The 15,039-nt window shown below is 66.7% G+C and carries 10 protein-coding genes; 5 read left to right on the plus strand and 5 right to left on the minus strand.

Going from position 1 to position 15,039, the window contains the following annotated elements:
* Positions 1-23 precede the first annotated feature (23 nt).
* Positions 24-3,998 carry a beta-ketoacyl synthase N-terminal-like domain-containing protein gene (locus OG884_RS30795; RefSeq protein ID WP_326638685.1) on the plus strand — a complete coding sequence of 1,325 codons (3,975 nt, stop codon included), beginning with the start codon at positions 24-26 and terminating at the stop codon, positions 3,996-3,998.
* 300 nt (positions 3,999-4,298) lie between these two features.
* Positions 4,299-5,279: an enoyl-CoA hydratase/isomerase family protein gene (locus OG884_RS30800; protein ID WP_326638686.1), complete on the plus strand. Its 981-nt coding sequence runs from the start codon at positions 4,299-4,301 to the stop codon at positions 5,277-5,279.
* A 182-nt stretch (positions 5,280-5,461) separates the two neighbouring features.
* Here OG884_RS30800 and OG884_RS30805 read toward each other — a convergent pair whose 3' ends face one another.
* A complete protein-coding gene (locus OG884_RS30805) occupies positions 5,462-7,231 on the minus strand; it encodes an ABC transporter ATP-binding protein (protein WP_326638687.1) in 1,770 nt (589 codons plus the stop codon).
* The gene (locus OG884_RS30810) at positions 7,198-7,380 is read right to left on the minus strand and encodes a hypothetical protein (protein ID WP_326638689.1); all 183 of its coding nucleotides are present in this window, start codon (positions 7,378-7,380) and stop codon (positions 7,198-7,200) included. Before OG884_RS30810 ends, OG884_RS30805 begins: the two co-directional genes overlap by 34 nt.
* A 365-nt stretch (positions 7,381-7,745) precedes the next feature.
* Here OG884_RS30810 and OG884_RS30815 point away from each other — a divergent pair, with 365 nt between their 5' ends.
* On the plus strand, positions 7,746-8,498 hold the full coding sequence (locus OG884_RS30815) for a thioesterase II family protein (RefSeq protein WP_326638692.1): 753 nt from the start codon (positions 7,746-7,748) through the stop codon (positions 8,496-8,498).
* Between the two features lie 104 nt (positions 8,499-8,602).
* On the opposite strand, the gene OG884_RS30820 is transcribed toward OG884_RS30815, so the two are convergent.
* Positions 8,603-9,541 carry an NAD-dependent epimerase/dehydratase family protein gene (locus OG884_RS30820; RefSeq protein ID WP_326638694.1) on the minus strand — a complete coding sequence of 313 codons (939 nt, stop codon included), beginning with the start codon at positions 9,539-9,541 and terminating at the stop codon, positions 8,603-8,605.
* A 38-nt stretch (positions 9,542-9,579) separates the two neighbouring features.
* Positions 9,580-10,809, minus strand: coding sequence for a class I SAM-dependent methyltransferase (locus OG884_RS30825; protein WP_326638696.1), 1,230 nt, complete (start codon positions 10,807-10,809; stop codon positions 9,580-9,582).
* 275 nt (positions 10,810-11,084) lie between these two features.
* On the opposite strand from OG884_RS30825, the gene rfbB reads away from it, so the two are divergent.
* The gene (gene rfbB, locus OG884_RS30830) at positions 11,085-12,050 is read left to right on the plus strand and encodes a dTDP-glucose 4,6-dehydratase (protein WP_326638698.1); all 966 of its coding nucleotides are present in this window, start codon (positions 11,085-11,087) and stop codon (positions 12,048-12,050) included.
* Positions 12,051-12,633: 583 nt separating this feature from the next.
* Here the strand turns inward: rfbB and OG884_RS30835 are convergent.
* The gene (locus tag OG884_RS30835) at positions 12,634-13,869 is read right to left on the minus strand and encodes a glycosyltransferase (RefSeq protein ID WP_326638700.1); all 1,236 of its coding nucleotides are present in this window, start codon (positions 13,867-13,869) and stop codon (positions 12,634-12,636) included.
* Positions 13,870-14,277: 408 nt separating this feature from the next.
* On the opposite strand from OG884_RS30835, the gene OG884_RS30840 reads away from it, so the two are divergent.
* Positions 14,278-15,030 carry a thioesterase II family protein gene (locus tag OG884_RS30840; RefSeq protein WP_326638692.1) on the plus strand — a complete coding sequence of 251 codons (753 nt, stop codon included), beginning with the start codon at positions 14,278-14,280 and terminating at the stop codon, positions 15,028-15,030.
* Positions 15,031-15,039: the final 9 nt, after the last annotated feature.

Consider the following 15,039-nt stretch of genomic DNA (forward strand, 5'->3'; position numbering starts at 1 on the left):
CTGAATACTGAAGGGCCATTCTCATGTCCGAAGACCGGAAGCTCGTCGAGTACCTGAAGTGGGTCACCGCCGATTTGCACGAGACCCGCCGGCGGCTCGAAGAGGTGGAGTCGGGCAGGCACGAGCCGATCGCCATTGTGTCGATGTCATGCCGCTATCCGGGCGGGGTCGACTCTCCTGAGGATCTGTGGCGGTTGCTGTCCGAGGGACAGGACGCGATCTCTTCGTTCCCGGCCGATCGGGGCTGGGAGGAGGAGGCGATGTTGATGATGGGCCTGGAGTGTCAGGGCGGGTTCCTGTCCGATGTGGCGGGGTTTGACGCGGGGTTCTTCAGGATCTCGCCGCGTGAGGCTTTGGCGATGGATCCGCAGCAGCGGCTGCTGCTGGAGGGGGTGTGGGAGGCGGTCGAGCGGGCCGGGATCGACCCGGTCTCGCTGAAGGGCAGCTCCACCGGGGTGTTCGTGGGCACCAACGGCCAGGACTACGGGCATCTGTGTCTGCAAACCGGGACAGACATGGCGAACTATGTCCTCACCGGTGCAACGGCCAGCGTGCTGTCGGGCCGCCTGTCCTACACCCTGGGCCTGGAGGGCCCGACTATGACGGTCGACACCGCATGCTCGTCGTCCTTGGTCGCCATGCACCTGGCGGTGCAGGCGCTGCGCTCGGGCGAGTGCAGCCTGGCGCTGGCAGGCGGTGTCAAGGTGATGACCACCCCGTTCGGGCTCTTCGGCTTTGGTACGGAGAGCGGGTTGGCGTCCGATGGTCGGTGCAAGGCGTTCGCCGACACCGCGGACGGCACCAGCTGGTCCGAGGGCATGGGCATGCTGGTGCTGGAACGGTTGTCGGACGCACGCCGCAACGGCCACCAGGTGCTGGCGGTCGTGCGTGGGTCGGCGATCAACCAGGATGGTGCGTCCAACGGCCTGACCGCGCCGAACGGCCCGTCGCAGCAGCGGGTGATCCGTCAGGCGCTGGCCGGCGCGGGGTTGTCGCCGTCCGAGGTGGACGCGGTCGAGGCACACGGCACCGGCACGATCCTGGGTGACCCGATCGAGGCCCAGGCGCTGCTGGCCACGTACGGCAAGGACCGTGAAGCCGACCGGCCGCTGCTGCTGGGCTCGATCAAGTCGAACCTCGGTCACACCCAGGCCGCGGCCGGAGTGGCGGGTGTGATCAAGATGGTGCTGGCGATGCGGCACGGCGTGCTGCCCAAGACGCTGCACGTGGATGCGCCCTCGTCGCATGTGGACTGGTCGGCGGGTGCGGTGGAGCTGCTGACCGAGCCGGCGGAGTGGCCGCGGACCGGTCGTCCGCGGCGGGCGGGGGTGTCGTCGTTCGGGATCAGCGGCACCAACGCGCACGTGATCCTCGAACAAGGGCCGGAAACGCCGGAAGAAGACACTCCTCAGGACCGGGCTCCTGCCGCGGGTGTGCTGCCGGTGCTGGTGTCGGCGAAGACAGGTCAGGCATTGCGGGCGCAGGCTGAGCGCCTGGCGTCGTACATGGCCGGCGAGCCTGGTCTGGGGCTGGCCGATGCGGCGTTCTCGCTGGCCACGACGCGGTCGGCGTTCGAGCATCGGGCCGTGGTGCTGGCCGCCGATCGTGAGGGTGTGCTGGCCGGGCTGGGTGCGCTGGCCGAGGACGGTCCGGGTGCGGGTGTGGTGCGCGGGGTGGCCGGGGCGGAGCCGCGGCTCGCGTTCCTGTTCACCGGTCAGGGGAGCCAGCGGGCGGGGATGGGCCGGGAGCTGTATGCGCGGTTCCCGGTGTTCGCGGCGGCGTTGGATGCGGTGATCGCCGAGCTGGACCCGATGCTGGACGGTTCGCTGCGCGAGGTGCTGTTCGCCGAGCCGGGCAGTGCGCAGGCGGAGGCGGGGTTGCTGGATCGGACCGGGTGGGCGCAGCCGGCGTTGTTCGCGGTGGAGACGGCGTTGTTCCGGCTGGTGTCCTCGTGGGGGGTGCGGCCGGGTGTGCTGGCCGGGCATTCGATCGGGGAGATCACCGCGGCGCATGTGGCCGGGGTGTTGTCCCTGAGTGATGCGTGTGCGTTGGTGGCGGGCCGGGCGCGGTTGATGCAGGCGCTTCCCTCCGGTGGGGCGATGGTGGCGGTGCAGGCCTCTGAGGAGGAGGTCGCCGCCCTGCTGGCCGGGCGGGAGAAGGAGGTGTCGGTCGCGGCGGTGAACGGCCCGGTCTCGGTGGTGATCTCCGGGGTCGAGCAGCCGGTCCTTGAGGTCGCCGCGGCGTTGGAGGGGCGGGGCATCAGAACGAAGCGGTTGCGGGTGTCGCATGCGTTCCATTCGCCGTTGATGGAGCCGATGCTGGCGGACTTCCGCACGCTGGCGAGCAGGCTCACCTACGGCGCGCCGAGGGTTCCGATCGTGTCCACCCTGACCGGGCAGGCGGCCACGGCCGAGCAGCTGTGCTCGCCGGACTACTGGGTGGATCAGGTGCGTGGCACGGTCCGCTTCGCCGACGGCATCCGCACCCTGCGTGCGCAGGGCGTACGGGCCTACCTGGAGCTGGGCCCCGACGGGGTGCTCACCGCCATGGCGGGAGACACCCTCGTGGCAGGGGCGGACGTGGTGCTGGTGCCGGCACTGCGCAAGGACCGTGATGAACAGACTGCCGCGATGACGGCGCTGGCCAAGCTGCACGTGCGCGGGGTGCCGGTGGATTGGCGAGCGGTGCTTCCAGGCGGGCGCCAGGTCAAGTTGCCGACGTACGCTTTCCAGCGCCGACGCTTCTGGCCCGAGGCGACCGGTTCCCGTACGGGGGACGTGGCGGCGGCGGATCCCCCGCTGCTGGCTGCCGCGGCGGGTCTGGCCGTGTCGATACCCGAGGCCGACACGGCGTGGGATCGGTTGCGCGGGCTTAGTGGAGCACAGCAGGACGAGGGGCTGCAGGAACTGGTGCAGCATCATGCGGCTGCCATTCTCGGCCACGGCGACTCCTCGGCCGTCGATCTCGAACGTGATTTCTTCGAGCTGGGCTTCGACTCGTTCACCGCGGCCGAATTGCGTAACTCCCTTGCCAGGGCGGTTGGTTGGGAATTCCCGCTGATGGCGGTGTTCGAGAACAAGAATTCCACTGGCCTCGCCCGTTGGCTGCGGCATGAACTCGTCACCCGGATGAATGCCGGCCAGGCGACTGCGACCTCGGCGGCCCAGGTGGACGACACCTTGGCAGAGTTGTTCCGCGGCGCTTTCCGCTCCGGGAAAGCGCAGGAGGCGTTCGGACTGCTTTATGCCGTGGCGCGGACCCGGCCCATCTACGACGCACCTGTCGACCTGCGGGAAATCCCTCAACCGGTGACATTGGCCAGTGGCGCGGCTCGGCCTCGCTTGATCTGCGTGAGTTCGTCCACGGTGACCGGTGGCGTTCATCAATATGCTCGGTTCGCCGCGCACTTCCGCGGGGAAAGACACGTCTCGGCGCTTCCCCTGCTCGGCTACGCCTTCGGTGAGGGCCTGCCCGCCACGATCGACATCGCCCTCGAAAGCATCGCGGAAAGCATCGTGCAGGCCAGTGCGGGGGAACCGTTCACGCTCATCGGTCATTCGGCCGGCGGCATTCTCGCTTACGGCGCAGCCGGTGTACTGGAGAAGTCAGGGATCTCCCCGGAGGCGGTGGTGATGATGGATTCCTTCCCCCCCCGAGCAGGTGGCGATTCTCAGATGCTGTCCGAGCAGGTGCTGCAGTACATCTTGCAGATGGAGACGGTTTTCGGCGAGTTCAACAGTGCACGACTGTCCGCTATGGGATATTGGTCTGCCATTATGTCCGACATCAAACTGGTGGATGTGAATGCGCCGGTGCTGTTCGTGCAGTGCACCGAGCCGTTCTCTGACGTCGAACCCGAATCGGATTACTGGCGGGCGACGCCGTTCGACCCGTCGCATGCCGTACGGACGATCGAGGCGAACCACTTTTCGATGCTCGCCGAGAAGGCAGCGGACACGGCCCGGCTGATCGACGACTGGTTCCGATTGGCGCACTGACCGTCGCGAAAGACACTGGTGGCCACTAGTGATTTTGCGAGTCGCTTCTGCGGTTCACTGTGTCCCGTGGCATCGGCACGGCGAATCGACGACCTCGGCATCCTGGCCGACAGGATCGTCGATGAGCTGATCCCGGTGGCCACTTCTTCCTTACCGGACATCGGCAGGTAGTGAACGAAGAGATCGCTCGGGAACTCGCCGGATGGCGCGATACGTGCGGCAGGAGGGCTTGTCAGACCAATGGATCGTGCAGCTCGGCCCAGTAAAGAGCCCAGTGAAGAACAGACGGATCGTCGGCCGGTGGATGGCGGCGCAGCGGGTCTCGAACTGTCCACGTTGCGGCTTGAGCAGTCGGGCCGGGTGCTGACGGCGTGGGTGGACGCCCCGCCGTTCAACTACATGACCTTGCCGATGCAACGGGACTTCATCCGGCTCGTCGAGGCGGTGGAGCACGACGTTTCGGTCGGCGCGGTCGTCGTCACCGGCGCGCGGCCCGGCCGGTTCATCACGCACTTCGACATCGCCCACATGTCTTCGCAGGCGGATGGCACGCCGGAGATTTCCCATGCGGTCGCTCAGAACCTGTACCGGAGTGTGCGGGCCATGACTGGCTGGGCGGGTGAACGTCTGGTCGCCCGTTCCTCGCTCAAAGAACTGCTTACGGTAACCCGGTTCCATGACACGGCGCTGCGGTTGATGTATTCCCCGGCGGTGTGGATCGCCGCGGTGAACGGGCCGTGCGGCGGCGGTGGCCTGGAGATGTCGGTCTTCTTTGACATGCGCGTATCGGCTGACCGTGATGCCTGTTTCGGCCTGCCCGAACTGTCGGTGGGGCTGACCACCTCCCTGGGCGGGCAGCGACTCGTCCAGCTCGTCGGGCCGTCCCGCGCTTTGGAGATGATGCTCGAAGCGCGTTTCTACGCACCGCAGGAGGCTCTGGAGCTGGGTTTGGTGAACCGGGTGGTGCCGGCCGAGGATCTGCTGGACACGGTCCAGCGGATGGCGGAGCGCTATGCCAGGCGGCCGCGGAAGGCGGTGGCCCTGCAGAAGCGGATCTTCAATGACGCCCATTCCACCTCGGCCCGGGCCGGTCTTACCCAAGAGGCCATCGCCGCATTGATGAGCATGTCATCACCGACCACCCAGGCCGCTATGCGGCGGTGGGTGCAGATGCAGGAGGGCACCGACGGCGACTCGGTGTTCCTGACGCAGCCGGAACCCTGGATCGAGGGCACCGCGCTCGACATGAACGTTCCTGTGCGCGGACCGACGCCGCCATGATCGGTGCTTTCCCCCGCCGCGGCGGTGAAAGCACGGTCAGCGGATCTCGCGATTGAAGGTTCGAGTGCCCCACCAGAGTGACATCACGGTTATCGGGCGCTTCGATCTTGAGGGTGAAGTGCCAGATTGCGGGGATGCGTGCGGACGCCGGTCTTATGGCACCACGCCGGCTCCCCGGAGCATCAGGATGTGACGAGGAACTGGGTCGCGGCAAGCTCGCGGTAGAGGTCGTCGGCGTCGACCAGCTCGTCATGAGTGCCGTAGGCGCGGACCCGGCCTGCCTCCATGAGGATGATCCGGTTGGCGCCGGTGACGGTGGACAGCCGATGGGCTATGACCAGGACCGTGGTCTCCCGCGCCACCTCGGCCACCACCTCGCGCAGGCGCAGCTCGTTCACGGCGTCGAGCTGCGAGGTGGCCTCGTCGAGCAGCAGCAAACGGGGTCTGCGGAGCAGCGCCCTGGCGATGGCCACCCGCTGGCGCTCCCCGCCCGAGAGCAGGACGCCGCGGTGGCCGACAGGTGTATTGAGGCCTTCGGGCAGGCGGGCGACCAGATCGTCCAGGCGGGTGCGGGTCAGGGCGTAGGCGATCTCCTCCTCGGTAGCGCCAGGCGCCCCGAAGACGAGGTTCTCCCGGAATGTGCCGGCGAGGACGGGGGCGTCCTGCTCCACGTAGCCGAGCGAAGCGCGCAGCTCGCCCAGTGGCCACTCGCGGATGTCTCGGCCACCGATGAGGATCGTCCCGGCCTGTGGCTCGTAGAACCGTTCGATGAGCCCGAAGACCGTGGACTTGCCGGCTCCCGAAGGGCCGACCAGGGCCGTCATGCCACCCGCGGGCACCTCGAAGTTCACCTGGTTGTGGATGATCGGCCGGTCTTCGCCGTACCGGAAGACCACGCCGCTGAAGACGAGGCCGACGGGGTCACCGGTCTCCGGCTCCCGCGTCTCGGGGGTGGGTGGCTCGGACGGAAGCTTGGAGATCTCCTGGATGCGGGTTATCGCGGCCAGGCCGTTCTGCATCTGGGTGAGGTTCTGGATCAGCGTCCCGATTGGGGACACCAGGTAGAACAGGTAAAGAAGGAACGCGACCAGCGACGAGATCTCCATCGACCCGTCGGCGACGCGCGCGCCGCCCACTCCAAGCACGGCGAGGAACGCCAGCTGGGTGGACATCCAGGTGCCGACGCTCGTGACCGAGGTCCACGCGGCGGCGGCCACGCCGCGGTCACGTGCCTCGGCGGCCGCAGCGCCCACCACCGCGATCTCGCGTGACTCGGCCCCGCTGGCCTTGACCGTGCGGAACGCCTGGAGAGCGCGGTCGAGCACGGAGCTCATCTCGCCCAGGGCCACCTGGGCCTGGAGCGACGCCCGGCCGATGCGCGGCACGATCGACGCCGCTATGAGGCTGATCAGGGCGACCACCACAAGCGTGACCATGAGGAGCAGGCCGTCGATGATGGCCATCAGCACCACTGCACCCAGGAACATGAAGATCGCGTTCACCGAGCTGGCCAGCGCCTCCGTGCAGACGGCGCGCAGCAGCGTGGTGTCGGAGCTGACCCGGGAGAGCAGGTCCCCCGGCTTGAGCCGGTCCACGTCGGCCACCTTGAGCCGCAGGATGCGATCAACGAGGCTCATGCGCGAGGCCAGCACGATTCCCTCGCCCATCCGCTCGAGCAGGAAGCGCCCCACCGCCAAGATCAGGGCCGCCACCAGGACCGCCACCGACAGCCCGAGCACCGGGCCGACGAGGTCGCCCCCCTTCCCGAAGGTGTCGATCACGCCCTTGGCGAGGATCGGCATCGCCAGCCCGGCGAAGCTGCCCACCAAAGTGAACACGCCACCCAGCAGCAGCACGCGCTTGTGCGGGCGGACCAGGTCGAACAGCAGCCGCCACGAGCTCCGCCTGCCCAGGCCGCTCAGTCGCACCCGCCCGCGAAGAACCTCCTCCATCCGAAGCGCTTGTGTACCGCCTGCTTGCTGACCCCGAGGGCCTCCGCTATCTGCAGCCATGACATCCCCTGTACGCGTACCCGGCGCACCTGGACGGTGGCCAGCCGATCGATCTGGCGGCGCAACTCGGCGGCGCGTAGCGCACGCAAAGGGTCGTCCCCTTCTGCTCGGTCACCAGAGCCACGAGTTCCCCATTCATTAGGTCAACGTACGTTGACCACCCAAGGGGGCGTTCACATCGATGTCGACACCGTTGACCGCGTCGATCCGCTGACCGTCCACGTGAAAACTGCGTGCCGGTCCACGGGTTGTGATCATGAAAATCCCTCTCGCCGCCCATGGCCAATAGTGACATTAGATGTCGAAAGACCAGGAAATCACTGGAGTCCGTAGCGTATGGACCGTTTGGCGGCCTCGGGCCGGGGCTCCCGGCGCAGCTTCTAGTGGTTTTGCGAGTCGTTGCCGGGGTTCACTGGTCCGAGTGGCATTCGGCGCGATGAAGGGGCAACGGATCGTGAGTACCGCGGACGACGTCAGCACCGCTTGGGTCCGTCGCTATCATCCGGCGGCGGGGGCGGGTAAGCGCCTGGTGTGCTTTCCGCACGCGGGTGGATCGGCCAGTTTCTTCCGTCCGGTCTCGGCCAGGTTCTCGCCGGATGCCGATGTGGTGGCCGTTCAGTATCCCGGGCGGCAGGATCGGTTGCGGGAGCCGTGTATCACCGACATCGGCATCCTGGCGGATCGGATCGTCGACGAGCTGGTCACGTTGTCGGAGAAGCCGACGGTCTTCTTCGGTCACAGCATGGGGTCGGTGATCGGCTTCGAGGTGGCCTGCCGGCTTGAGCGGAAGGGTGTCAACGCGCCCCACACGCTGATCGCCTCGGGACGTCGCGGGCCGTCCACCTGGCGGGACGAGTCGGTGCACCGGCGTGATGACGACGGTATCGTCGCCGAGCTCAAGCTGCTGAACGGCACGGATGCGGGGTTGCTCGGCGATGAGGAGATCCTGCGGATGGCGTTGCCCGCGCTGCGAGGTGACTATCGTGCGATCGAGACCTATCGCGGAGATCCGGAGCGGAGCATGAGTGGTTCGATCACCGTGCTGACCGGGGACGCCGATCCGAGGACGACGGTCGAGGAGGCGGAGGCCTGGAGTCGGCATACCGCGGGGCGGTTCCGTATCAGGGTGTTCTCCGGCGGTCACTTCTTCCTCACCCGGCATCAGCAGGCGGTGAACGAGGAGATCGCCCGGGAACTCGGGGCGTAGCGCGGGCGCCCGTGCCTGCCGACGACGTATGGCAGGCACGGGCTGACCCTGAACCCGAGCCTCGACCGCACGGCTGTCCGTATCGCCATCCCCGAACCGCATCGTCAGGCGTGCCAGGTGCTCCATGCGTCGGCGATCAGCTCGGTAAGGCCTGATCGCTCGGGAAGCCATCCGAGTTCTTTCACCGCGCGGCTGTTGTCGGCCGTGAGGGTCTGCGGTTCCCGCTTGGGGGGCACCTTTCGGACCGGTACCGGGAGGCCGGTGACAGCTTCCGCTGCCGCCACGACCTGCGCCATGCTGGACGCGGTGCCGCTACCTATGTTGTAGACGCGGTGCTCGCCTGCCTTCACGGCGGCGAGCGATAGCCGCACCGCTGTCGCCACGTCGAGGATGTGGACGAAGTCGCGGACCGCGGATCCGTCGCCGTTGAGTGTGATGTACGGCAACTCGCCGGTGAGCGCGCGGAATACATTCGGGATGATACGCGCGGTGTCGGTGTCGGTGCGCCCATTGGCCGCCCCGGCGATGTTGAAGCACCGCAGCGTGACTGCGCCAATCGCTCCAGTGGCGGCGTACGCCGCGACGAGCTGCTCCGCACTGACCTTCGATGCCGCGTAGGGGCTTTCCGGGTGGGGCTCCAGATCCTCGCCCAGGGCACCGACGTGCTGCGAGCCGTAAACCTTGTCGGTCGATGCGAACACGAATCGAGCCGACGGCACCGATTCACGGATGTTGTCGAGCGCCATGAGGAGGTTGAGGGTGCCAACCACATTTACGTCGTAGTACGTCAGCGGGTCGGCGAACGAGTCACGCCCTCGGGACACTGCGGCGAGGTGGCATACCGCGTCGAAGCGCCCGGCGGCGACTATTTCCCGGATTCGGGCGCGGTCCCGGATATCGCCTTCCACCAGGCCGACGCCGGCGTGCCGCCCCGCGTCCGGGTGGCCCCGGGTCAGGACGGTGACCCGGTGACCGGCGGCAAGAAGATCGTGGGTGACCGCATGGCCGAGATAGCCCAGGCCTCCAGTGACCAGGACGTGCACGTCAGTTCCTCCAGCGGTTCGCGGCCGTTTTAACCACTTCAACTGATGGACAGCTCCGGGAACGGCACGACGAACGCGCCGCCGGCTGCCGTGAACGCCGCCGACCGGGCGCGGATGCTGGCCTCGAAGTTCCAGGCGAACAGCACGCAGTAGTCGGCCGCGTTCGCGGCCAGCCGCTCGGAGCTCACAATGGGGATACCGTCGCCCGGCGTGAACTTGCCCACCTTACGTGGGTTGTCGTCGACGATCCAGGCGATCTCACCGCCCACTCCGGCCTGGGAGAGCAGGGTGACGGCCCGCGCCGACGCACCGTACCCGCAGATTTGCCGACCGACTTTCGACAGACCGCTCAGCACGTCGTTGAGGGTCGTGCAGACCCGGTCGATGCGATCCGCGAAGCCGTCGAGAAAACTGCCGTCGGGCACCCCCGCGTCGACCTCGGCCTGCAGGATCCGGTCGAATCCGGCCGTCGAAGGGCGGGCATCGTCATCGCGGCCTATCCAGCACCGCAATGAGCCTCCCTGGGTCGGGATGAGTTCGGCGTCGAACACCGCGAGCCCGTTCGCCTTGGCCGCCTGTGCCAGCACATGCAGGGAGAAGTAAGAAAGGTGCTCGTGGTAGACGAACTCGAAGATACCGTGCTGGACCATCGGCAGGACGTGTGCGACCTCGATGACGGCGCAGCCACCCGGTTTGAGGAGCAGGCGGGTCGCGCGGAGAACTCCGTTCACGTCGTTGACATGGGCGAGCACATTGCTGCCCAACACCGCGTCAACGGGTCCGATGTCACTCAATATCTTCTCGGTCGATTCCACACCGAAATGCGTGGTCAGCGTCGGAATTCCCTGCTCCTGCGCGTAGACCCCCAGTTCGACCGCCGGGTCGACACCGAGCACCCGCATGCCGCGCTCGGCGAAGAAGCTCAGCTGCGTGCCGTCGTTCGAGCCGATTTCGAGCACCTTCGCCCCGGCGGCCAGCCCCAGTCGATCCGTGACCCGGGTGGCCAGCGCACGGCAGTGGTCGACGAGGGCAGGAGCGGCACCCGTGGCGTACCGGTAGTCGGCGAACAGTACCGATCGGGGGATGACGTCCACCAGCTGGACCAGGCCGCACCCGGCGCAGCGCACGAGGTCCAACGGGTACCGGTCCTGAGATCGGGCCGCCTCGGCCGTGGGCGCGATGTCGTTGGCGGGCGGAGTCGGGGTGAGCGAGACCACTCGTTCCAGACGGTCGGTCCCGCACACCAGGCATCGGCTGGTGGTGTCCATCAGCGTTCTCTCCCTCCACCTGTCGGGTTGCCCAGCCGCCGTGGCCACCGCGCTCGATCTGCCGGAAGGCATTTCGACAGCTCACGACAAGTCCTCGATCAGCTGGCGCTCGGAGCTTACGGCCGCCAACACTAGGGGAATTACCTGATCGGCTGAGGCACAATCACCTGAACGAAACCCCTTGATCTAGGGGAATTACATGATCGCCGACACCGTGTTTCCGTCCGAGTTGTCCGCCAGAGGCGAGGCAGGTAACGCGGATGAAGGAGTATCAGATGCGAATCCTGGTTACTGGCGGAGCTGGGTTCATCGGATCCCATTTCGTACGGTCAATGTTGGACGGCCGATATCCCGGCCACGAGGACACTCGAGTCACCGTTCTGGACAAGTTGACCTACGCCGGCAGGACGGAGAACCTGCCCGAGGCGCATCCGAGGTTGACCTTCGTGCGCGGCGACATCTGCGACCGGGAGCTGCTGGCCGATCTCCTGCCAGGACACGACGGAGTCGTGCATTTCGCTGCCGAGTCGCACGTCGACAGGGCGGTGAATGACGCGGAACCGTTCGTGTGGGCCAACGTGATGGGCACCCACCGCCTTCTCGAACAATGCGGGATGAGTGGAATTCAGCGCGTCGTGCACGTGTCCACCGACGAGGTGTACGGGTCGATCGATAAGGGGTCATGGACGGAACAGTTCCGGCTTGAGCCCAACAACCCGTACTCGGCGTCGAAGGCGGCCAGCGATTGCCTCGCTCGATCGCACTGGCGCACTTACGGCCTGGACCTGTCGATCACCCGATGCTCCAACAACTATGGACCCCGGCAGCATCCGGAGAAGATCATTCCCCGCTTCGTCACCCGCCTGCTCCAGGGGCGTGACCTCACGCTGCACGGCGACGGCGGCGCCGTCCGCGAATGGCTGAACGTCGACGACCACTGCCGCGGCATTTCCATGGTCTTTGACAAGGGCCGCGCCGGCGAGATCTACAACATCGGCGGCGGGATAGAACTCACCAACCGTGAGCTGACCGGCCTTCTGCTCGAACTGGCCGGGGCCGATTGGGACCGAGTCCGCTATGTGGCAGACCGGCGGGTTCAGGACCACCGGTACTCGATCGACTACGGGAAGATAACCGAGGAGATCGGGTTCGAACCCATGATCGATTTCAGAGAAGGTCTCGCGGGCACCATCGCCTGGTACCGGGAGAATCGATCCTGGTGGGCAGCTCTTGACGCGTAGTGGTCGCGGGCGGAAGTCCAGGTGACGGTTCGCGGGCCGTGGTGCAGAACCTCCGCGCGGTGGTGCGTTTTCTGACGGTCCGCCGCACGGGGACATGTGGGTACTCTCGGTGACTTCGGTCAGTATCTCTGCACCACGGTCCGTGACCACGGCCAACAACGCGATCGCGCGAGGTCATGCGCCTCGCCGTACGGTTTTCGTATCCGGTGGGGATGGCATCGATGTCCTGGCCTGTCTCCGGGGCGGTGATGGTGGATCGGCGGGGACGACCACGACGGGTCTGCCGGTCCCGGCTGGACTTGGGAGCACGCCACGCCAGGTTGCCGTCCGCGCCGGTCCATACCGCTGGACCCGCACCTACCGCGATACCTGTACTCCTGGCAGATCCCGCAACCGCGGTGGCGCGCTGTCGGCGAAGACCGCCCGCAGGATCCTCATCCCGTCCTGCCCGACCTGGAGAGCACATGGGCGGCCTGCTCATCCTTCTCCCGCGGGATCCGGCCACAGCGGACCGGGTGGCCATACCGGCGGCCCACTGCGCTGTGACCAGAGCGCCAAACCACTCTCTGTGCCTGAGCCGCTTTTACGTGGCCACGGACACCTCCTCGATCGCGCGAACCGCCATACCCACCCCGTCTTCTTCACGGATTGCGATGCCGAGCGCCCGAGCGCGGGTGGCCATACCGTTGTCGGTGAGCAGACGATCGAGCGTGCCTCGCAACCAGCCGGTGTTGAGAGCGCGGTGGGGACGAGGCGGAGGCCCGACGCCGAGCTGCGCGATCTTCCTTCCCCAGTGGAGCTGATCACCTTGGAGCCACACGACCGCCTGCGGGATACCAGCCCGGAACGCCGCCGCGGTCGTCCCGGCCCCCCCGTGATGGACGACGCACGCGGCGCGGGCATAGAGCCACCCGTGCGGGACGAAGTCTGCCAAAAAGATGTTGGGTGGCAGCTCCTGATCTCCGAGCCCGGCCCAGCCGGATTGCAGGACGACACGCCGGCCCAGGCCGCGAACCGCCTCAAGCAGCTGCTTTGTGACCGCGCGGGCGTCAAACCCGGTATTCGAGCCAAAGCCGATCACGATCGGCGGCTCGTCGGCTATGAACGCCGCGAGGTCGTCCGGGGGTACGTACTCCGGTTCGTCGAGAAACCAGTATCCCGTGGTGCGGTAGGTGGAGTCGAAGAGCGGATCGTGCTTGAGAATGTGCGGGCTGATGGCGATGAAGTTGAGCAGGCGCGAATGGCTCGCGTCGAAGAGAACGTCGCGCCAGGGCGGAAGGCCGGCTGCGACGACGATGGGGTTGAGAAGCTTGTCGGTCGCGCGCCTGACCCCCGAGCCAACGATCGACCATGCGAGGGCGTTGCCCGCGGGCCCGAGATTGACATTGGTCGGGCCATAGCCGCGCGCTCGGTGCAGCGGCCAGGTGTGGTGCACGCTCACGTGGGGCGTGCCGACCGCACGCGCCGCGGCGGCCGCGGCGATGGACAGCGGCGAGTGGACGACGATGTCGGCCTCAGGTGCCAGCGCCATCAGCTCCGGTACCGAGGCATGCTGCTCCTGCGCCAGGAATTCCAGCATGACCGTCAGTTGCCGCAGTTTGTTCTTCTCGTTGATGACACGGATGTAGTTCGCCTGGAATTCCGTCTTACTCCAAGTCGGCCTGCCGACGAAAGGAACACCGACAGCGTCGGTGCGCGCTGCGTAACTGTCGGAGGCCGAGAACGTAACGTCATGGCCCTCCGCGAGCAGACGCTTTCCGAGGGCAAGAAAAGGCTGGATATCCCCCTCCGAGCCGACGGTTACTATGAGGGCACGCATCGTATCAAAGCCGAATCTACGAGGGTCGGATCAGTGGCGGTCGGAGGTGGGGCCACTCTTGATTGCCTCCCTGGATCGGCTGCCGAAGTGACATGTGTGACGGACCCGAGCAGCGATCTTGTTTTCCTGTCCGGAACATCCTGGTGCAGCCGATTCCCGGAAATCATTAGAATCACGGCGTCGATGCGGGTTCGAGGTGGTGGGTCGTGACGAACGTGGTCCGGCGCAGCGGTCGCCACCAGCCCTCGGCCAGATTCAGCCGGCAGGTGGTGCTGAGCGCGGAAGATCTATCCGATTCAGCGGAGATCCCGATGTGCGGCTGGAGTACCGGCTTCTAGTGGTTTTGCGAGTCGTTGCCGGGGTTCACTGGTCCGAGTGGCATTCGGCGCGATGAAGGGGCAACGGATCGTGAGTACCGCGGACGACGTCAGCACCGCTTGGGTCCGTCGCTATCATCCGGCGGCGGGGGCGGGTAAGCGCCTGGTGTGCTTTCCGCACGCGGGTGGATCGGCCAGTTTCTTCCGTCCGGTCTCGGCCAGGTTCTCGCCGGATGCCGATGTGGTGGCCGTTCAGTATCCCGGGCGGCAGGATCGGTTGCGGGAGCCGTGTATCACCGACATCGGCATCCTGGCGGATCGGATCGTCGACGAGCTGGTCACGTTGTCGGAGAAGCCGACGGTCTTCTTCGGTCACAGCATGGGGTCGGTGATCGGCTTCGAGGTGGCCTGCCGGCTTGAGCGGAAGGGTGTCAACGCGCCCCACACGCTGATCGCCTCGGGACGTCGCGGGCCGTCCACCTGGCGGGACGAGTCGGTGCACCGGCGTGATGACGACGGTATCGTCGCCGAGCTCAAGCTGCTGAACGGCACGGATGCGGGGTTGCTCGGCGATGAGGAGATCCTGCGGATGGCGTTGCCCGCGCTGCGAGGTGACTATCGTGCGATCGAGACCTATCGCGGAGATCCGGAGCGGAGCATGAGTGGTTCGATCACCGTGCTGACCGGGGACGCCGATCCGAGGACGACGGTCGAGGAGGCGGAGGCCTGGAGTCGGCATACCGCGGGGCGGTTCCGTATCAGGGTGTTCTCCGGCGGTCACTTCTTCCTCACCCGGCATCAGCAGGCGGTGAACGAGGAGATCGCCCGGGAACTCGGGGCGTAGCGCGAGACA

The sequence above is a fragment of the Streptosporangium sp. NBC_01755 genome (assembly GCF_035917995.1).
Taxonomy (GTDB): Bacteria; Actinomycetota; Actinomycetes; order Streptosporangiales; family Streptosporangiaceae; genus Streptosporangium.

Bases quoted from the DNA above. Each gene is read 5' to 3' on its own strand.
- OG884_RS30795 (WP_326638685.1), top strand. From the start codon at position 24: ATGTCCGAAGACCGGAAGCTCGTCGAGTACCTGAAGTGGGTCACCGCC.
- OG884_RS30805 (WP_326638687.1), bottom strand. From the start codon at position 7,231: ATGGAGGAGGTTCTTCGCGGGCGGGTGCGACTGAGCGGCCTGGGCAGG.
- OG884_RS30825 (WP_326638696.1), bottom strand. From the start codon at position 10,809: ATGGACACCACCAGCCGATGCCTGGTGTGCGGGACCGACCGTCTGGAA.
- rfbB (WP_326638698.1), top strand. From the start codon at position 11,085: ATGCGAATCCTGGTTACTGGCGGAGCTGGGTTCATCGGATCCCATTTC.
- OG884_RS30835 (WP_326638700.1), bottom strand. From the start codon at position 13,869: ATGCGTGCCCTCATAGTAACCGTCGGCTCGGAGGGGGATATCCAGCCT.